This window comes from Sphingobium sp. TomTYG74 (assembly GCF_055393875.1).
Genome location: NZ_AP027341.1, coordinates 41,495 through 61,576, shown reverse-complemented (window position 1 = coordinate 61,576; position 20,082 = coordinate 41,495). Strand labels below are relative to the sequence as shown.

Sequence of the window (20,082 nt, the reverse complement as noted above, 5' to 3'; positions counted from 1 at the left end):
CGAGCGTAGCGAAGGCGGGAGAGGGGACTGTAAAGCCGAGAGCGTATTCCCCTCTCCCCAACCCTCTCCCCTAAAGGGGAGAGGGAGAGACTTCGCCCCCCTCACCAAGCCATCCGATATTTCACCCCCATAGCTTGCGCCAGATGCCGCTGTCGTCGCTCGACTGCCTCGCCGAACAAATCCATATCCACGCCCTTCAGCCGCAACTCCAGCGTATCGCCATCCATCTCCAGCTTGGACGCCAGCAACGGCCCCTCGACCCCGCCCGACAGCCGCTGCCCCAGCCGAATCGCCAAGCCCCACAAAGTCGCCCGCTTCAACGCCGCCGCCGAAGCCAGCCCCACAATCCCGGCAGGCGGCACGGATGAGCCGCCAAAATTGCTATGCAACGCCTGCGCCAGCATCGCCCGCTCGGGCGCGGTGATGCCCACCCAATTGCTGTGCAGGGCAATTTCCACCCCACGTTCCGCACGGAAATCCGGATTGGCGCGCCAGCCGACATCGGCCAGCAGGCAAGCCGCCCTGCGGATGCGCCGCCATGACGGCTCATCGTCGCGGAACAGCGGCCCGATCCAGCGATCGATCATGTCCCCATGGCCCGCAAAGCGCCCCTGCGCCTCGCCCTCCGCCTCCGCCGCGACCAGCAACGGGTCATGGGTGCGAATGTCGGCGGGCAAATCTTCGAACAGCAGCCCCTCGCGCAGGCCATAGGCCGACACGACCAGTTCACTCGACTTCAGCTGCCGGACGACCACCGACAACAATGCCGCCGCATCGGGCAAAGTCGGCACGCGCGATCCGGTGATCGACGGAATATCCTTCAACCGCGCCCGGCCCACATGGGACACGATCCGCGTCAGCTGCTCCGCGCGCGCGGCGGGCATCGCATATTGATGCACCACCGGCAGCGGGAAGTTGGTCAGCTGCATGTCGAATCGGGCCAGCGCGCGCCACGACCCGCCCACCAGATAAAAGGGCAGGTCAGGCCCGGCATTCCAGCCCGCCTTCGTCAGCATCTTCTTCACTTGCCGCTCCAGCACGCCCGGCCCCTTCGCCCGGATCTGCGGCAGGCGCAGCACGCCCAGCGGCAGCGATATCGTCTCATGCACCGCGCCATCGCGCACCCGCGCCAGTTCCAGGCTACCGCCGCCCAGATCGCCGACAATGCCGTCCGCGCCCGGTATCCCCGACAATACGCCATAGGCCGCCGCCACCGCCTCCTGCGCCCCCGACAGCAGCTCGACCTCCAGCCCCATGTCCCGCGCGCGCCGGATAAACTCATCGCCATTGGCGGCATCACGCACGGCGGCGGTGGCGACGCAGCGCACGTCCCGCACCTCCATCTCGCGGCACAGATGGGCAAAGCGCCCCACGGCCCGCAATCCGCGTTCCATGGCTTCCGGCTCGATCCGCCCCGTTCGCCCAAGCGACGCGCCCAGCCCCGCCATCACCTTTTCATTGAACAGGATGAAAGGGATGCGGCGCGGCCCGTCATAGACGACCAGCCGAACGCTGTTGGACCCGATGTCGATGATCGCCGTGCGCGCCTTGGCATGGGCGGGTGATGTCACCATCGTCTCGGCGATGGCGCGCACCTGGCTCAGCATCGAATTCATGGCCGTTCAGGCCCGTCCGCGCAGGCGCAATGTCGGCACCGCCCCGCTATCCAGCGCCGCGCCCCGGCCCGAAAGCGACGGGTTGGTCATGAAATAGCGATGCAGGTTGAAGGGCCGGTCGGTCGGATCGAGCCGGTCATAATGGCCGTCGCTGTCCAGTTCCCAACTCTGTTCGGTATCGATGAGGTTCGCGACCATCACCTGGTCCAAAATCTGGTCGTGAACGGTCGGGTTCTCCACAGGAGCCAGAAATTCCACGCGCCGGTCAAAGTTCCTCGGCATCCAGTCGGCCGAGCTGATGAACACCTTGGCGCCATTATTGGGCAGCGCCTTGCCATTGCCGAACGCCGTGATGCGGCTATGTTCCAGAAAGCGGCCGACGACCGATTTCACCCGGATATTTTCCGACATGCCCGGCACGCCCGGCCTCAGGCAACAGATGCCGCGCACGATCAGGTCGATCTGAACCCCCGCATTGCTGGCAGCATACAGCTTCTCGATGATCGCCGGATCGACCAGCGAGTTCATCTTGGCCCAGATATCGCCGGGGCGGCCAGCGCGGACATGCTCGATCTCCGCATCGATCAGCTGACAGAGCCGATCGCGCAGGTCGCGCGGGCTCATCACCAGCTTCTCCAGTGACTGCGGCTCAACATAACCGGTGATGTAATTGAACAGCGCGGCGGCATCGCGGCCATAAGCGGGATCGGCGGTGAAGAAGCTCAAATCGGTATAGATGCGCGCCGTCACCGGATGATAATTGCCGGTGCCAAAATGGCAGTAGGTCCGAAACGCCTCGCCCTCCCGCCGGACCACCATCGACACCTTGGCGTGCGTCTTCCAGTCAATGAAGCCATAGACCACCTGCACGCCAGCCCGCTCCAGCGCGTCGGCCCACATCAGGTTCTGCTCTTCATCGAACCGCGCCTTGAGTTCAACGACCGCCGTCACCGACTTGCCCGCCTCCGCCGCGTCGATCAGCGCGCGGATGATCGCCGACTGTTTGCCCGCGCGATACAGCGTCTGCTTGATCGCCACCACATCCGGGTCAGACGCTGCTTGTTTCAGGAACGAAACAACCACGTCGAACGCTTCATAAGGGTGATGGACGACAATGTCCTTCGCCCGGATCGCCGCAAAGCAATCCCCGCCATATTCGCGGATGCGTTCAGGGAAACGCGGCGCATAAGGCTCGAACTTCAGGTCCGGCCGGTCCTCCTCGACAATGCCGCTCAGGTCGCCGATGCCGACAAAGCCCTCGACCTCGGCGATGATCGCCTCATGCCCCTGAAGCATGTCCTGCAACATTTCCTCGACCGGCTCGGGAATGCGCTCCTCAATCTCCATGCGGATCACGCGGCCCCGGCGGCGGCGCTTGATGGCGCTGCGGAAATAGCGGACCAGATCCTCTGCTTCTTCCTCAATCTCGATGTCGCTGTCGCGGATGATTCGGAACACGCCGCTGTTGCGCACCCGGTATCCGGGGAAGAGATCGCCCGAGAAACGACGGATCACCGCCTCCAACGCCATGTAGCGCGCCGGATTGCCAGGCATACGCACGAAGCGGGCCAGCGAAGACGGGATCATCACCAGCTCGCGGATCGGCTGCTTGTCCGACAGCCTTTCGAGGTCGAAGACGATCGACAGCCCCTGATTGGGGATGAAGGGGAAAGGATGCGCCGGGTCCAGCGCCTGCGGCGTCAGGATCGGGAAGATCTGGCCCAGGAAATGCTCCCGCAGCCATGTCTCGCATGACGGATCGAGCGGGCTCGACGGGCCGATAACCTCGATCCCGACCCGCGTCAGCTCACCATGCAGCGCGCCCCAGACCTTCTGCTGCGCCGTCATCAGCCGCGCGGTTTCATCGGTGATCGCGGTAAGCTGCTGCGCCGGGGTCAGCCCATCGGCCGACCGCATGTCGACATCCTGCAACTGCTGGCCTTTCAGCCCCGCCACGCGCACGCTGAAAAATTCATCCAGGTTCGCGCCGGAAATCGACAGAAAGCGCAGCCGCTCCAGCAGCGGATGCGCGCGGTTCATCGCCTCTTCCAGCACGCGCTGGTTGAACGCCAACCAGGACAGCTCCCGGTTGAAATAGCGGTCGGTGGGCAGTGTCAGGCTGGCGGACGGATCAGCTTCGGCCACGTCTCTCTCACTATGATGAGGGGTGCGGATCGTCCGCCACTATAGGCAGGAAACCAGCCGCTTGCAGACTCTCTTTAGCCATAGCGACAGAAATTTTACGTCCCGATGACAATGCCGCCTCATTCAGCAGCCGCGTCACCGACTCGATCGCGGCGTAGCTGCGCTCGATTCGGCGCAGCAGCCACTCCGGCAAATCCTGCGCATATCGCGAACCCGCGCGGCCCAGCGCCCGTTCGACAAGCGCCCCGGCAAGCGGCTCGTCAGGCTCTTCGATCGCGACATGCGGCGCGGCGGCAAGGCGCGATCGCAGGTCCGGCAGAGCCACACCCCACAACGTCGGCGCACTATCCCCGATCAGCAATAGCGGCTTGCCGCTCGTCTGCGCATCATTCCACGCGTTGAACAGCAGCCGGTCTTCCTGCCCCTGCGCATCATCGATCGCCATGCCGCCGCTCATCGCGGCGAAACGGCGGCCGAGCATCGATCGCCCAGACCGGGCCGGACCACTCAACACGCTGATCGCCAGCGGCCATTCGCGCCAATTTTCCAAATGGCGGACGGCCACCTGATTGGCGTCGCTGACAAGGAAATCCTCATCCGTCCCCTGCCCTGGCCATTCGAACGGCAGGCTGATCTGGCTCATTGCGGCGCCGATGCTCCCGCTCCAGAAGGCGCCGCGCCGCCCCGCCGAATGCGTAGCACATTTCCGGAACCGGACACGGTAAAGCCCCGCGCCTGAAGCCCGGCGCGTAAGGCATCGACGCTACCGTCGAAGCTGACCTGCATCACCGAAGTTCCGCCAAGCGCAAGGCTGCTGGTCGCCGCCGACCTGACGCCCAGGATGGACCGCACCGCCGCCTCGCCCTGCGCCACCGATCCTACATCGGGCGTGTCGAACTGGATCGAAACGCTGCTGGTGGTCGCGGATGACGTCGGCGTGTCGAGCGTCTCCAACGGCAGCTCGGTCGCATTTTCGATATCGAGCGCGTCCGGATTGACGGGCTCTTCAATGATCAACGACGGGTCGGGCCGCAAACGGCCGTCATTAAGAGCGGCGGTATAAAGCTGATCGATTCGCCGCGCCGCTTCATCCAGCATCTGCGGAATCGCGCTCTCGGCCGACGCGCGCAGGGAAAAGCTGCCGATCAACGTATCGTCCGGCCCATAGCGCGCCGTGAAGGTGCCCCTCACCGGACCACCGGGATATTCGCGCGCAAGCCGCGCGATCGGCACCACCACATCGGCCGCGCCATATTGGTCCAGCAACACGCGCCACCACAGCCGCCCGCGCCGCCCCACCTGACCCGCATTCAGCAGGATCGGGTCAGCGATCGATCCGCTCACCCGCACATAGTCGATCGCGCTGTCCCCGGTGCGGAACCGCGCCCAGGCCTTCTGCCATTCGTTGATCCGCTCATAGGAAACAGCGGACCCGCCATCCCACATCACCGGAATCACCAGCAGCGGCGGCGAACGCATGACATGACCCGATACGCCCAGCAGCTGCCCCGTCCGCGCGCGGTCGAACAATATGCCCAGCGTCGCGACATAGCGCGTCGGCCCGATCTGCTCATATTCGATCTCGATGCCGGATATCATCGCTTCCAGCTGCGAATCGGAGAGGTTCGGCACCCCTGCCGCGCCATGGGTGCGCGTCCACAGCATCCGCCAACCCTGCCGCTGCGCCAGTCGCCAGCCCGCCAGGCGCGCGCTATTGGCGTCCTTGCCCAGCACATCGACCTTGATGCCGCCAACCTGATAATCGCCCCCGCTGGCGATCGGCGGCACGCCGCGTTCGCCCTCCATCTGCGCGAACAAGGCGGCGGCAGCGAGGCCGAGCATGATCGCGCCCAGAATCTGGACGGGCCGCGACAAGCGGCGGATCAGCGACGAAGGCCGGAAAATCTGGCTTTGGAAGGCAGTGGACAGGCTCACGCGCGCCCTTTTGGCGAGATTTCCCCCATCTGCCAAGCGGCAACCCATTTGCCGTTCCGTTTTCCGCATCATTGCTATAGTGGGCGCGGGCATGAGCGACACCGAATCCTACAGCTACGCCAAGGCTGGCGTCGATATCGCGGCAGGCAATGCACTGGTCCGCGCCATCGCCCCCTTGGCCAAGGCCACCCGCCGCCCCGGCGCTGATGCTGAACTGGGCGGCTTTGGCGGTTTCTTCGACCTGAAGGCCGCTGGCTATGACGACCCGCTGCTGGTCGCGGCCAATGACGGCGTCGGCACGAAGCTCAAGCTCGCGATCGACCATGACCGCCATGACGGCGTGGGCATCGACCTCGTCGCCATGTGCGCCAACGACCTCATCGTGCAGGGCGCGGAGCCGCTCTTCTTCCTCGACTATTACGCCACCGGCAAGCTGGAGAGCGGCGTCGCCGAACGCGTGATCGCGGGGATCGCCGAAGGCTGCAAGCAAGCGGGCTGCGCCCTCATCGGTGGCGAAACCGCCGAAATGCCGGGCATGTACGCGGCAGGCGACTATGATCTCGCCGGTTTCTGCGTCGGCGCGGTTGAACGGTCGAAGGCTCTCACCGGCAACAAGGTGAAGGCAGGCGACGTCCTGCTTGGCCTCACCTCCTCGGGCGTCCACTCCAACGGCTTCTCGCTCGTCCGCCGCCTCGCCGCGGACAAGGGCTGGAAGCTCGACCGCCCCGCGATCTTCGACAATGAAATACTGCTGATCGACGCGCTGATGGCGCCGACGCGCATCTATGTGAAGCCGCTGCTGCCGCTGGTGCGCGGCGGCAAGATCAACGCGCTGGCCCACATCACCGGCGGCGGCCTACTCGAAAACATCCCCCGCGTCCTGCCCGAAGGCTGCCATGCCGTGGTGGACGCCGACGGCTGGGAACAGCCCCGCCTGATGGCGTTCCTGCAAGCGCAAGGCCATATCGAACCGGAAGAAATGGCCCGCACCTTCAACTGCGGCGTCGGCATGGTGCTGGCGGTGGACGCTGACGCGGCGGACGCCGTTACCGCCGAACTCGAAGCCGCAGGCGAAACCGTCGTCCGCGTCGGCATGGTCGAAGCGGGCGACAAGGGCTGCACCGTGAAGGGAAGCCAGGAGACCTGGAGCGCCAAGGCCGACTGGACCGCCACGCATTTGGGGTAATCAGACGCCCAAGATAGGAAAAACCGTTCGCCCTGAGCTTGTCGAAGGGCTTCACTTCTCTTCAAGAAAGGGAGGGGCTTCGACAAGCTCAGCCCGAACGGGGAATCGATGCAAAAGGCCAAAGTCGGCATTCTCATTTCCGGGCGAGGGTCCAACATGGCAGCGCTGCTCTACGCCGCCAAGCATCCCTCCTGCCCCTATGAAATCGTCCTCGTCGCCGCCAACGACCCGCAAGCCGCTGGCCTCACCCTCGCCCAAGCGGAAGGCATCCCCACCTTCGCCCAAAGCCACAAGGGCCTGAAACGCGCCGAATTCGACCAGATCATCGACGCGCAGCTGCGCAAGGCTGGCGCGGAATATGTCGCGCTCGCCGGTTACATGCGCCTGCTCTCCCCGGAATTCGTCGCGGGCTGGGAAAACCGGATGCTCAACATCCACCCCAGCCTCCTCCCCAAATATAAGGGCCTCGACACCCACCAAAAGGCGCTCGACGCAGGCGATAGCCATGCAGGCTGCTCCGTCCATGTCGTCACCAGCGAACTGGACGACGGCCCGGTGCTCGCCCAAACGGAGGTCGCGATCCTCCCCGGCGACACCGCCGACAGTCTGGCCGCGCGCATCCTGATTGCAGAGCATCAACTCTACTCCCGCACCCTCGCCGACTTCGTCACCCGCGAGCGTCAGCCGCCCCTTCCAAAATAGGATTTCCCCTGATCTATCCTGTCGGATGGACCAGCCTCTTCCTCCCCCACCCGCCGCGCCAGACCTGACACCGCAATCCAGCCACGGCCGCTGGACCCCGGCCCGGCAGCGCCTCTTCCTCACCGCGCTGCTCGAAACCGGCAACGTCTCCCATGCCGCGCGGTCGGTTGGCATGTCGCGATCCAGCGCCCACCGCCTGCGGCATCGCCTCGCCGACACCGCCTTCGACCGCTGCTGGACCGACGCGCTCAAGATCCACGCCACCCGCATGGCCGATCCTTTCGCCTTGGAAACCCGCTCCCGCGCACCGGCCTGATCCTGTCGCGCACCTGTCGCGTTCCCGTCGCCTTTCCGGCGCAATCCCGTCGCCTTGCGCCCAAATCGCCCGACGACGGTGTGAACTTCGCCCCGCCCAGCCTCTTTCCTTCCCCGCCCGCGATCCCCATAGAGATCAGCCATGACCGAAACGACCCAAGCCGCGATCGAGATCACCAACCTCACCAAAGTCTATGCTGGCGGCAAGCGCGCGCTCGACAATATCAGCCTCACCATCCCGCGCGGCCAGATTTACGGCCTGCTCGGCCCCAACGGCGCGGGCAAGTCGACCACGATCAACATCCTGGCTGGCCTCGTCAACAAGACGAGCGGCACCGCGAAAATCTGGGGCTTCGACATCGATCAGAACCCCCGCAATGCCAAGAACAGCATCGGCATCGTCCCGCAGGAGATCGTCTTCGATCCCTTCTTCACGCCCTTCGAGACGCTGGAGAATCAGGCGGGCTATTATGGTGTGCCCAAGGAACGCCGCCGCTCGATGGAACTGCTGCGCGCCGTCCATCTGGAGGACAAGGCCAACGCCTACGCCCGCACCCTGTCGGGCGGCATGAAGCGCCGCCTGCTGGTGGCAAAGGCGATGGTGCACAGCCCGCCGATCCTCGTGCTGGACGAACCGACCGCAGGCGTCGATGTCCAGCTTCGCCAGCAACTCTGGGCCTATGTCCGCGAACTCAACGCGCAGGGCGTCACCATCGTCCTTACGACGCACTATCTCGAAGAAGCCGAAGAGCTGTGCGACCGCATCGGCATCATCAACCATGGCCGATTGATCACCGACAAGCCGACCCGTGAACTCATCGCGATGGCGCAGGAAAAGGTCGTGCAGGTGACGGTCGATCGGGACATCACGGTCGCGCCGGACGCCCCCTGCTTCGAAAAAGTCGAACTCTCCGACCCGAGAACGCTCACCATCACGTATATGAAGGACCGCGCCAACGCCGGGCAGGTGCTGAGCGCCGTCCAGGCGAGCGGGCTCTCCATCGTGGATGTGGTCACAAGGGACCCCGATCTGGAAGATGTCTTCCTCAACCTGACGGCAGCGGCGTGACAGGGGGCATGCCTGTTTCCCCTCCCGCAAGCGGGAGGGGGTTAGGGGGTGGGCCAGCGCAACCTTTCACCCCGCGCAACACAGCGCGCGCGAAACAGCTAAGAAACACCGCCCCGACTCCCGAACGCCTTCTGTGGCAACAACTCCGCGCTCGCAAACTCGGCCACAAATTCAGCCGCCAGATGCCGACAGGTCCCTACTTCGCCGATTTCCTCTGCCGTGAACTGAACCTCATCATCGAGATCGATGGGGGAAGTCATGACCACCGCGCAGCCTATGATCAGCACCGAGAAGATTACTGCCTCGCCCGAGGCTATCAAATCTTGCGCTTTTCAAATGCCGATGTGATGAAAAATCTTGAAGGCGTCGTCTCGCACATCCAGGCGACGCTTGCGCAGGCCCACCCCCAGCCCCTCCCGCTAGCGGGAGGGGAGTAAGGTATAGAATGCCCACCACCACCCACGACGTCGTCATCATCGGCTCCGGCGCGGCAGGCCTCACCGCCGCCATCAACCTGGCACAGGACCGCAAGGTCATCGTCCTGGCCAAGGCCGCGCTCGACAGCGGCTCGACCAATTGGGCGCAAGGGGGCATCGCCGCCGTCCTCGACGCAGGCGACAGTTTCGAAGCCCATGTCAACGACACCATGGTCGCGGGCGCAGGCCTCAACAATCGCGAAACGGTGGAGCTGGTCGTCTCCGAAGCCCCCGCCGCCATCGAAAGGCTGGCGAAACTCGGCGTCCCCTTTAACGGCGGCGAGGAGTTCGGCGAACGCTGGCACCTGACGCGTGAAGGCGGCCACAGCCACCGCCGCATCGTCCATGTCGACGACGCCACCGGCCACGCCGTACAGGTCGCGCTGCTCAAGGCCGCCCGCGCCAATCCCAACATCACCCTGCTGGAGGATATGGTCGCGATCGACCTCATCACCTCCCGCCATGGCGAGCGCTATTCGGGCGACGGCCATGTCTGGGGCGTCTACGCCTTCAACAAGCGGACCAAGCATGTCGATGCGCTGCTGGGCAAGGCAACGATCCTCTGCACCGGCGGCGCAGGCCGCACCTATCTCTTCTCCACCGCCCCGCGCGGCGCGACTGGCGACGGCATCGCCATGGCCTGGCGCGCGGGCTGCCGCGTCTCCAATATGGAGATGAACCAGTTCCACCCGACCTGCCTCTACAATCTGGAGGTCAAGAATTTCCTCATCACCGAAGCCGTGCGCGGCGAAGGCGGGCATCTGAAGCTCCCCCCCGGCGTCCCCGGCGGCGGCGAGCGTTTCATGCCGCGCTTCGACCCGCGCGCCGAGCTCGCCCCCCGCGATGTCGTCGCCCGCGCCATCGACCATGAGATCAAGCGGCTCGGCCTCGACTATGTCCATCTCGACATCAGCCACAAGGAACCCGAGTTCGTCAGGCAGCACTTCCCGACCATCTACGCCCGACTGCTGGACCTCGACATCGACATCACCAAGGAGCCGATCCCGGTCGTCCCGGCGCAGCATTATACCTGCGGCGGTGTCATCATCGACCTCGATGGCCGCACCGACATGCCCGGCCTCTATGCCGCGGGCGAAGTCACCGAAAGCGGCCTCCACGGCGCCAACCGTCTGGCCTCCAACTCGCTGCTCGAATGTTTCGTGTTCGGCGAGACGGCGGCCCGGCACATCCGCGCCCATTGGGACGATCTGCCCGCCCCCCCGCCAATCCGGCCATGGGACGAAAGCCGCGTCACCAACAGCGACGAGGAGGTCATCGTCCAGCATAACTGGAAGGAAATCCGCCGCTTCATGTGGGACTATGTCGGCATCGTCCGCACCACCAAGCGGCTGGAGCGCGCGCAGCACCGCATCGACCTGCTAGCCAAGGAAGTGGACGAATATTACGGCCATTTCCGCGTGACACCCGACCTCATCGAACTGCGCAACCTGCTGGAAGTCGCCCGTCTGGTCGTGCGCTCGGCGCTCCGCCGCAAGGAAAGCCGGGGCCTGCACTACACGCTCGACTATCCCGACATGCTGCCTGAAGCCGTGGACACGGTGCTCGCGCCCTGACGGTGGGTGGCTCAACTGGACAGGAATTGCTTCACCGCCACGCTGAACCGCGCGGGCTGATCCGCCATGATGACATGGCCGCCCGGCCCGATGGGCGTCAGCGTCAAATCCTTCTTGGCCGCATAAGCCGCGCGAAAGTTTCGACCGATCTGCGCCGCTTGGGCAGCATCGGACCCGGTGGCATAAACAACGTCCATGGGCACGCTGATGCGGCCAAGCTGCGGACCAAGGTCGATATTGGCGAGGTCGCGAAGAGCATTGGCAATGACGTCCGGGTCACTGCCCCTCGCACCGGGAGCTTGCGCCAATATCTGCGCAAGGTAGCTCCGCCCCGCCTTGGTTCCCGTGAAATATTGGCTAAGTTGATCGGCCAGATAGCCCATGCCACGCGCCGTGCCGCCAACCATGGCCGCGCCATCGGGCAGCATATCGACCACCATCAATCGTCCAGCCACGCCCTTCAGCCCCAGCATCATCGCCAGCGTGCCGCCCATGGAATGTCCCACGACCGCTGGCCGCCGCAGCCCGGTCGCACTGATGTAGCGCGCAATCTCGTCTGCCAGCGGCTGGATCAAAGGTCCGCTGGCATTGGCATCGGCGGCCAATCCGGCAAAGCCACGCACATGGACAAGGTGCCAGCGATAGCCCGGCAAAGCCGCCATCACGCCGTTCCACAGCCCCGGCCCGCTCGCCAGCCCTGCTATCAGTATCACGTCGCGTCCGGCGCCCCGAACCGTCACGGCGATCCTGCGCGATGCGAACGGCGCCGCCGTGGCGGCACTGCCGAACATCATCGCGCCCGCCGCAGCCGCGCTACCCATGAGGAGCGTTCGCCGGTCCAAAACCTCTATGTTCATCTCGCCTCCATCACCGGCCACGGCTTAACCTTAACTGAGCGCAAGAAGCATTCCGTTCAGACTCCTTACATCGCAATTGTGGAATCATTCGTCGCATGAACCTTGTCAGCCGAAGGGCTCGCGCCACCAAGAGAGGTAGGGAGAGCGCGGGGACGCAGATGAAGAATGGAAATGACGGGCGCGACGCGCGTCCTTATGGCGGTTCGGTTCGTCTTGTGTTGTTGATGGCGGCGCTTTCGGCTTGTGTCAGCGCGCCTGTTGAACATCAGGCCCGTGCCACGCAGCGGGTACAACCGACGACATCAACCTTCCCCATCAAGCCTGTCGCCAATCCGCCAAAGCCTTTCCAGGCGCTGGACGTCGATCAACGCGAAACGCCGCCCCCCGCTCTCGTCAGCGTCGTTCGTAACCTGGGCCAGAGCTTCAACGGGAAAGTCGGCATCGCCGTTCGCCGCATCGGCAGCGACTGGACCGTAGCGTGGAATGGCAACTCGCTTTTCCCGCAGCAGAGCGTGTCGAAGCTCTGGGTATCGATGACGTTCCTCGACGCGGTGGATCGCGGCAAGATTCGCCTGTCTGATTCGGCGACGATCACGCGGAAAGACCTGACGCTGTTCCACCAGCCAAGCGCCGCGCTGGTGGGGAATAGCGGTTGGACGACGACTTATTCCGACCTGATGCGCCGGGCGATGATGCAAAGCGACAATACGGCGAACGACACCTTGCTGCGCGCGGTTGGCGGGCCGGAGGCTGTGCGATCCTATCTTTCCCGGCGCTACATAAAGGATGTTCGCTTCGGGCCTGGCGAACGGCTGCTGCAGGCCACCACCGCCGGCCTTGAATGGCGGCAGGATTATTCGATCGGCCGCAATTTCTACGCGGCCCGCGCCAGGCTGCCGATGGCGGCACGAGCGAAGGCGCTCGACAATTACCTCGCCAGCCCGCCCGATGGCGCCGCGCCCTCTTCGATCGTGCAGGCGCTCGCCAAGCTCAAGGAAGGCAGCATGCTGTCCCCCGCTTCGGCCCAATTGCTGATGTCCATCATGAGCGAAGCCAAGACCGGGCCGCAGCGTATCAAGGGCGGCGTCCCCGCCGGCTGGCATTATCTGCACAAGACCGGGACCGGGCAGGAGCTGGGCGCTCGCTCCACCGGCTATAACGACATCGGCATCATGACTGCGCCCGACGGCACCAGCTATGCCGTGGCGGTGATGATCGGCAGCACGACCGAGCCCATCCCGGTCCGCTGGCAACTGATGCAGGCAGTGGCAAAGGCCGTCGCGGCGAACCACGAGAAGCGATAGCGCAGGCTTATTTGTCCAGCATTCGGTCGAGCGCGTCGGCGATAGCCGTCATGCCGGGCAGCGTCGGATGATAAGGCGCGCCGACCGTTTTGCCGGGTATCGGATAGCCGTTCATCCACGGATCGGGCGCGCAGGCGTCATGCCCGGCCGTCAGCCGTGATGCGGCAAGGATCGACCCGCCCGTCTCCTTCGCCACGCGCGCCGTCAGCGCGGCCAGTCGCTTCGCCATGACACGCGCCGCATCCGCCTGCTCGGCAGTAAGCGGCGTCGCCGGGCAGATGCCCCGCTCGGGCAACACGACGGGATAGTCGACCCACACCAGCCGTGCCTGGGGCGAACGCTGCCGCACCTCGGCCGCGATCCGGCGCAACGCGGCCTCCAGCGCCGCCCATTTCTCCTCGGTAGCTGGAAGCGCAGGTGGACAGCGGACACTGCTCGCCGCGTTCGCTCGGGCACAGGATGCCGCCATCAATCCGCCGATATAGCCCACGTCATTGCCGCCCATGGTGATCGTGACCAGCCGCGTCTCACGCGTCAGCGCATTGATCTGAGGCGCAATCCCCGCCCACCCATCAAGCACGCCGCGTGTCGTCGCCCCACTGCAACTGACATCGGCAAGCCGCAGCCCCCGGCGCTTCGCCAGCTGCTGAGCATAATTATTGGCCGACCGCGCGCACATGACCGGCTTGCTGCCGGCAGAAGGCGCTATGCCCGGCCCTGCGGCAAAGGAACTGCCCATCGCCACATAAGACGCCCCGACAGGAATCGCAGTATCGGGGCGGCTGTCCCGATCATGCGCGCAACCCGCTGCGGCGACGATCAGCCCCGTCAGCAGAAACAATCTTGAGGCATATAGGGTCAAACGGTGACGCTCCCTCAATCCAGGTTCGGCCGCAACCAACGCTCCGCTGTTTCCAGGTCGATCCCGCGCCGTTGCGCATAATCCGCCAACTGGTCCCTGCCCACACGCGCCACACCGAAATATTCGGCCTGCGCGTGACCAAAGTAAAAGCCGCTGACCGCCGCGGTCGGCAGCATGGCAAAGCTTTCCGTCAACGTGATGCCCGTCGCATGATGCGCGTCCAGCATGTCGAACAGCAGCGGCTTCAGGCTGTGCTCCGGGCAGGCCGGATAGCCCGGAGCCGGACGAATGCCGCGATATTGCTCGCGGATCAGCGCCTCGTTGGTCAACTGCTCGCCCTCGGCATAGCCCCAGAGCGCCGTGCGCACATAATGGTGCAGCCGCTCGGCAAAGGCTTCCGCCAGGCGATCCGCCAGCGCCTTCAGAAGAATGTCGGAATAGTCATCGATAGCCGCCTTGAAGCGGGCCAGATGCGGCTCGATGCCGTGAATCGACACGGCAAAGCCGCCCATCCAGTCACCATTGGGGCTGATGAAGTCGGCAAGGCACATGTTCGCCCGACCTTCGCGCTTGGCGATCTGCTGGCGCAGCATCGGCAGCGTGACATGCTTTTCATCCTCGACATGGACGATGATGTCGTCGCCCTCGCGACGGCACGGCCACAGCCCCACGACCCCGCGCGCCGTCAGCCACTTCTCGCTGACGATCTTGTCCAGCATCTTCTGCGCATCGTTGAACAGGCTGGTGGCGCTTTCGCCGACGACCTTGTCCTCAAGGATCGCCGGATAATTGCCCGCCAGTTCCCACGCGCGGAAGAAAGGCGTCCAGTCGATATAGTTGATCAGGTCCTTTAGGTCCCAATCAGGGAAGCTGTGAATACCGGGCAGCAGCGGACGGGGCGCCTTCAGCGTTTCATCCATCTCGAATGCGTTGGCACGGGCATCCTCGATCGACAGCAGCTGGCTCTGCCCCTTGCCTTCGCGCGCCTTGCGGACGTGGTCATAATCGTCCTTGGTCTTCTGGACGAAGTCGGCCTTTTGCGTTTCGGACACGAGCGCCGTCGCCACGCCCACCGCGCGGCTGGCATCCAGCACATGGACGACCGGCCCGGTAAAAGCGGGATCGATGCGGAGTGCCGTATGCACGCGAGAGGTGGTCGCGCCGCCGATCAGCAGCGGCATGGTCATGTTGGCGCGCTGCATTTCCTGAGCCACCGTCACCATCTCATCCAGCGAAGGGGTGATGAGGCCAGACAGCCCGATCATGTCCGCGTCATTCTCGTTCGCGGCCTTGATGATGTCCTGCCACGGCACCATCACGCCCATGTCGATGACTTCAAAGCCGTTGCACTGGAGCACGACGCCGACGATATTCTTGCCGATGTCATGAACGTCGCCCTTGACGGTCGCCATGATGATCCGGCCCTTGCCCTTCGCGCCCGGTTCCTTCGATGCTTCAATGAAGGGGAGGAGGTGCGCCACCGCCTTCTTCATCACGCGCGCCGACTTCACGACCTGCGGCAGGAACATCTTGCCCGCGCCGAACAGGTCGCCCACGACATTCATGCCGTCCATCAGCGGACCTTCGATCACCTCGATTGGCTTGACGGCGGCCAGGCGGGCTTCCTCGGTATCCTCGACCACATACATGTCGATGCCCTTGACCAGCGCATGTTCCAGCCGCTTGGCGACCGGCCAGCCGCGCCATTCCTCGGCCGCCTTTTCGGACGCCGCGTCCTTGCCTTTGAAGCTTTCGGCAAGCTCCACCAGCCGGTCGCCCGCCTCGGGATCGCTGTTCAGCAGCACATCCTCGCATGCCTTGCGCAGCGCGGGGTCGATCGCATCGTAGACGTCGAGCTGCCCCGCATTGACGATCGCCATGTCCAGCCCAGCCGGGATGGCGTGGTAGAGGAAGACCGAATGCATTGCCCGCCGCACCGGCTCGTTGCCGCGGAAGGAAAAGCTGAAGTTCGACAGCCCACCCGAAATATGGACATGCGGGCAGCGCTTCTTGATCTCGCGGCAGGCCTCGATAAAGTCGACGCCGTAATTATTATGCTCCTCGATCCCCGTCGCCACCGCGAAAATGTTAGGGTCGAAGATGATGTCCTCCGGCGGAAAGCCGATCGACATCAACAGCTTATAGGCGCGCTCGCAAATCTCGACCTTGCGCGCCTGCGTGTCCGCCTGCCCCGTCTCGTCGAAAGCCATGACGACCACCGCCGCGCCATAGGCCATGCACTTGCGGGCGTGGTCGAGGAAAGCCTCCTCGCCCTCCTTCATGCTGATCGAGTTCACCACCGGCTTGCCCGAAACGCATTTCAGCCCCGCCTCGATGACTTCCCACTTGGAGCTGTCGATCATCACCGGAACGCGGCTGATGTCCGGCTCCGAAGTCATGAGTTTCAGGAAGGTCGTCATCGCCTCCACGGCGTCGAGCAAGCCCTCGTCCATATTCACATCGACAATCTGCGCGCCATTTTCCACCTGATCGCGGGCGATATCGATGGCAGCGGCATAGTCGCCCGCCATGATCAGCTTCTTGAACTTGGCCGAACCGGTGACGTTGGTGCGCTCACCGATGTTGACGAAGGTGGCGGTGGAGGTCTGGGTCATTTCATTCTCTTCCCCCCTCCCGCAAGCGGGAGGGGCCGGGGGTGGGCTGTCTTGGAGCGGCGCCTGGACCGGCCCACCCCTAACCCCCTCCCGCCTGCGGGAGGGGGAACATCTTTTTACGCCGCGATGTGCATGGGCTCCAGCCCGGCAAGCCGCGTCACTACCGGCAATTCCGGCACCACCCGAGGCTTATGCCCCGCCAGCGCCTTCGCCACCGCACCAATATGCGCAGGTGTTGTGCCACAGCAGCCGCCAACCATATTCACCAGCCCCTCATCCACCCACTGGCGAATGAGCGAAGCGGTCGTCTCCGGCAACTCGTCATATTGCCCCAACTCATTGGGCAGCCCCGCATTGGGATAGGCCAAAATCAGCGTATCGGCATTCTTCGCCAATTCGCTCAGATAAGGCCGCAGCAAATCCGCCCCAAAGGCGCAGTTCACCCCGATGGTCAGCGGCTTCAAATGCCGCAGAGAATACCAGAAGGCGTTGATCGTATGTCCAGACAGATTCCGCCCCGACATGTCGGTAATGGTAAAGCTCAGCATCAACGGCACCGGCCGCCCCGCCGCCGCCTCGGCCTCCCGCGCCGCCATGCCCGCCGCCTTGGCGTTCAGCGTGTCGAAGCAGGTCTCGACCAGCAGGAAATCCACCCCGCCCTCGATCAGCGCATCGCACTGCTCGCGATAGTCGGCCTTCAGCGTGTCATAATCGACCTCGCGATAGGCCGGATCATTGACGTCCGGAGAGATCGACAGCGTCTTGTTCGTCGGCCCGATCGACCCCGCCACGAAGCGCAGCCGCCCGTCCTTCGCCGTCGCTGCCTCGCATGCCTTCCGGGCAATCCGCGCGGCGGCGATGTTGATCTCCCGCACCAGATGCTCGCAGCCATAATCGGCCATCGCGATCTTGGTGGACGAGAAAGTATTCGTCTCGATCATGTCCGCCCCCGCGTCGAGATAGGCGGTGTGAATACCTTCGACGATGTCAGGCCGCGTCAGGCACAGAAGGTCGTTATTGCCCTTCTGATCCTTCGCCAGATCGAGCGACCCGCGATAATCCGCCTCGGTCAGCCCGTGCTTCTGGATCGACGTGCCATAGCCGCCGTCGAATATCATGATCTTTTCAGCAGCCACTTTACGGAATTGTTCTTCGGCAGTCATTTTCGCATCCTTCTCCCTCTCCCCTTCAGGGGAGAGGGTCGGGGAGAGGGGAATATCAGGAGAAGTCGCCTCACCCGGCCCCTCTCCCGCTGCGACTAACCTCGCCTTACGGCTCGGCAAGTCTCGCTTCCCTCTCCCCTGAAGGAGAGAGGGAATATCCAGTTACGCGGGCTTCAGCTCCTTCGCCTTCGGCCTCAGCCCCAACAAATGGCAGATCGCATAGCTCAATTCCGCCCGGTTGAGCGTATAGAAATGAAAGTCGCGCACCCCGCCCGCATAGAGCTTGCGGCACAATTCCGCCGCCAGCGTCGCGGACACCAGTTGCCGGGCCGCTGGCAAATCATCCAGCCCCTCGAACAGCTTGCCCATCCATCCCGGCACATCGGTATTGCACATGGCCGACATGCGCTGGACAGCCGCGAAATTGCTCACCGGCATGATGCCCGGAATGATATCCGCCGTAATGCCAGCAGCCGCCACCGTGTCACGAAAGCGGAAAAAGGTTTCCGGTTCGAAGAAGAATTGCGTGATCGCTCGGCTGGCTCCCGCGTCCAGCTTGCGCTTGAGGTTATCGATATCGCTCTGGGCGCAGGACGCATCCGGGTGCGTTTCGGGATAAGCGGCCACCGAAATCTCGAACGGGTGACGCTTGCGCAAGCCTTCGACCAGCTCGGCCGCGCCCTTATACCCTTCAGGATGCGGCTCGAACTTCGCGCCCATTTCAGGCGGATCACCGCGCAACGCCACAATATGCCGCACGCCTGCCTCCCAATAGGCGTCCGCCACCTCGTCGATCTCGGCCTTGCTCGCGGCAACACAGGTCAGGTGCGCAGCAGCCGACAAGGGCGTTTCCTTCGCGATCCGCGCCACTGTATTATGAGTCCGCTCCCGCGTAGATCCGCCAGCGCCATAGGTCACCGACACGAACTTCGGCGCCAGCGGCGTCAGAGTCTCGATTGCCGACCAGAGCTGCTCCTCCATCTTCTCCGTCTTGGGGGGGAAGAATTCAAAGCTCACATTCAGATCGCCTGCCAGATCGGCGTAGAGCGGCGCTTGCCAAGCCCGCGCGGCTTCTTCGACGGATGGAAAGCTAAGGGTCATAGGGAAAGTCGTCCTTCGATAGGCAGGATCCGCGCGCCCCGGCGGCGCCCCAGCCATAATACTACCGTCAATTCCTGGCCGGGCAGCACCTCTACCCGTTCCAGTTCCAAACCTGCGTCCGCAAACCAGCTTTCGATCTGCTCGTCCGAAAAGCCAAGCCGCGCATGTTGATCGCGCAGCCGCAATTCTTCCCGTTCATGCGCCGCGAAATCGGCGATCAGCACCCGGCCGCCAGCCCCGGTGACGCGCGCCGCTTCCGCAATCACCGCTTCGGGCGCCTGCGCATAATGCAGAACCTGATGCAGAACCACGGTGTCCACGCTGCCCGGCCCCAACGGCAGAGCCCCGAAGTCGCCCAGCACCAACGCATATTTGTCACCTGCATCGGCAGGCAGCTTGGCCCGCGCCAGCCGCAACATATCGGGGCTGCGGTCGAGCGCTGTAACCTGATCCGCCGAGCGCCCGAACAGCTCGATCATCCTGCCCGTACCCGTGCCGATATCGAGCAGATGGCCGATGGCTTCAGCACCCAAGAGCGCGGTCATGGCCGTTTCGACATCGACATCGGGCACATGCAGCGACCGGATCGCGTCCCATTCCTCGGCATGTTCCGCAAAGTAGCTTTCCGCTGCCCGTGACCGATCCGCACGGACCGCCGCCAGCCGGGCAAGGTCGGCCTTCTGCCACAAATCCTCGCTTTCCGACGGCACCAGCTGATCGAACAGCGTCAGGAAAGGCGCCATGGCTTCACCCCTGACCAGTCGCAGGAAAACCCAATTGCCTTCCTTGCGCCGTTCGACCAGACCCGCCTCCGCAAGGATACGGACATGGCGGGATACGCGCGGCTGGCTCTGCCCCACGACCTGCGCGATTTCACCGACCGCAAGCTCCATGGCGCGCAGAAGATAGATGATGCGCAGCCGCGTCGGATCGCCAAGGGCGCGAAAGATGTCGAGTGCGGCGCGCATGGGCACATCATATAAAGAAATCTTTATATACGTCAATGGGCCTGCGGCCTTCCAAACAGGCCATAGAAGTGGAAGCCCGGAAATTGGCGAGTCGCACTATGGGGATTGCCTTGAGTGATCCAAGGCATTACGAATCGGCCCCGCAGGCGCAATGGGGGGTGAACTTTTCTCCGAGAGTGGTCTGCGACGTTTTT

General features: G+C 64.0%; 16 protein-coding genes and 1 pseudogene. 7 read left to right on the top strand and 10 right to left on the bottom strand.

The window, feature by feature from the left end:
• Positions 1–101: 101 nt before the first annotated feature.
• Genes ACZ5TB_RS00295 through ACZ5TB_RS00280 form a run of 4 tightly spaced genes read right to left on the bottom strand, consistent with a single transcriptional unit; the run spans position 102 to position 5,603 of the window.
• Positions 102–1,616 (bottom strand): Ppx/GppA phosphatase family protein, encoded by a 1,515-nt coding sequence (locus tag ACZ5TB_RS00295; RefSeq protein WP_464791586.1) that lies wholly within the window; start codon positions 1,614–1,616, stop codon positions 102–104.
• A 6-nt stretch (positions 1,617–1,622) separates the two neighbouring features.
• Positions 1,623–3,761, bottom strand: coding sequence for an RNA degradosome polyphosphate kinase (locus tag ACZ5TB_RS00290; protein WP_464791585.1), 2,139 nt, complete (start codon positions 3,759–3,761; stop codon positions 1,623–1,625).
• 10 nt (positions 3,762–3,771) lie between these two features.
• Positions 3,772–4,404 (bottom strand): P-loop NTPase family protein, encoded by a 633-nt coding sequence (locus tag ACZ5TB_RS00285; RefSeq protein ID WP_464791584.1) that lies wholly within the window; start codon positions 4,402–4,404, stop codon positions 3,772–3,774.
• Positions 4,401–5,603, bottom strand: coding sequence for a heavy-metal-associated domain-containing protein (locus tag ACZ5TB_RS00280; protein WP_464792566.1), 1,203 nt, complete (start codon positions 5,601–5,603; stop codon positions 4,401–4,403). Before ACZ5TB_RS00280 ends, ACZ5TB_RS00285 begins: the two co-directional genes overlap by 4 nt.
• Positions 5,604–5,787: 184 nt before the next feature.
• Between ACZ5TB_RS00280 and purM the strand changes: the two genes are divergently transcribed.
• The 6 genes and pseudogenes from purM (at position 5,788) to nadB (ending at position 11,018) form a co-directional block, all read left to right on the top strand.
• Positions 5,788–6,882, top strand: coding sequence for a phosphoribosylformylglycinamidine cyclo-ligase (gene purM / locus ACZ5TB_RS00275; RefSeq protein WP_464791583.1), 1,095 nt, complete (start codon positions 5,788–5,790; stop codon positions 6,880–6,882).
• Between the two features lie 108 nt (positions 6,883–6,990).
• Positions 6,991–7,569 (top strand): annotated as a pseudogene (gene purN / locus ACZ5TB_RS00270) (phosphoribosylglycinamide formyltransferase); the annotation flags it as partial.
• A 40-nt stretch (positions 7,570–7,609) separates the two neighbouring features.
• Positions 7,610–7,900, top strand: coding sequence for a LysR family transcriptional regulator (locus ACZ5TB_RS00265; protein ID WP_464791582.1), 291 nt, complete (start codon positions 7,610–7,612; stop codon positions 7,898–7,900).
• A gap of 141 nt (positions 7,901–8,041) precedes the next feature.
• Positions 8,042–8,968, top strand: a complete 927-nt coding sequence (locus tag ACZ5TB_RS00260; protein ID WP_464791581.1) for an ABC transporter ATP-binding protein — start codon at positions 8,042–8,044, stop codon at positions 8,966–8,968.
• 8 nt (positions 8,969–8,976) lie between these two features.
• Positions 8,977–9,405 (top strand): endonuclease domain-containing protein, encoded by a 429-nt coding sequence (locus tag ACZ5TB_RS00255; protein WP_464791580.1) that lies wholly within the window; start codon positions 8,977–8,979, stop codon positions 9,403–9,405.
• Between the two features lie 8 nt (positions 9,406–9,413).
• The gene (gene nadB / locus ACZ5TB_RS00250) at positions 9,414–11,018 is read left to right on the top strand and encodes an L-aspartate oxidase (RefSeq protein ID WP_464791579.1); all 1,605 of its coding nucleotides are present in this window, start codon (positions 9,414–9,416) and stop codon (positions 11,016–11,018) included.
• A gap of 11 nt (positions 11,019–11,029) precedes the next feature.
• On the opposite strand, the gene ACZ5TB_RS00245 is transcribed toward nadB, so the two are convergent.
• Positions 11,030–11,875, bottom strand: coding sequence for an alpha/beta fold hydrolase (locus tag ACZ5TB_RS00245; RefSeq protein WP_464791578.1), 846 nt, complete (start codon positions 11,873–11,875; stop codon positions 11,030–11,032).
• Positions 11,876–12,033: 158 nt separating this feature from the next.
• Between ACZ5TB_RS00245 and ACZ5TB_RS00240 the strand changes: the two genes are divergently transcribed.
• Positions 12,034–13,179, top strand: coding sequence for a serine hydrolase (locus ACZ5TB_RS00240; protein WP_464791577.1), 1,146 nt, complete (start codon positions 12,034–12,036; stop codon positions 13,177–13,179).
• A 7-nt stretch (positions 13,180–13,186) separates the two neighbouring features.
• Here the strand turns inward: ACZ5TB_RS00240 and ACZ5TB_RS00235 are convergent, their stop codons facing one another.
• The 5 genes from ACZ5TB_RS00235 to ACZ5TB_RS00215 all read right to left on the bottom strand — a co-directional run bounded on the left by ACZ5TB_RS00235 (position 13,187) and on the right by ACZ5TB_RS00215 (position 19,888).
• Positions 13,187–14,020, bottom strand: coding sequence for an SGNH/GDSL hydrolase family protein (locus ACZ5TB_RS00235; protein WP_464791576.1), 834 nt, complete (start codon positions 14,018–14,020; stop codon positions 13,187–13,189).
• Between the two features lie 35 nt (positions 14,021–14,055).
• On the bottom strand, positions 14,056–16,656 hold the full coding sequence (gene metH / locus ACZ5TB_RS00230; RefSeq protein ID WP_464791575.1) for a methionine synthase: 2,601 nt from the start codon (positions 16,654–16,656) through the stop codon (positions 14,056–14,058).
• Positions 16,657–16,772: 116 nt separating this feature from the next.
• Positions 16,773–17,819 (bottom strand): homocysteine S-methyltransferase family protein, encoded by a 1,047-nt coding sequence (locus tag ACZ5TB_RS00225; RefSeq protein ID WP_464791574.1) that lies wholly within the window; start codon positions 17,817–17,819, stop codon positions 16,773–16,775.
• Positions 17,820–17,981: 162 nt separating this feature from the next.
• A complete protein-coding gene (gene metF / locus ACZ5TB_RS00220) occupies positions 17,982–18,920 on the bottom strand; it encodes a methylenetetrahydrofolate reductase (protein ID WP_464791573.1) in 939 nt (312 codons plus the stop codon).
• Entirely contained in the window at positions 18,917–19,888 is a 972-nt protein-coding gene (locus ACZ5TB_RS00215) for an ArsR/SmtB family transcription factor (protein WP_464791572.1), read from the bottom strand. Before ACZ5TB_RS00215 ends, metF begins: the two co-directional genes overlap by 4 nt.
• Positions 19,889–20,082 lie beyond the last annotated feature (194 nt).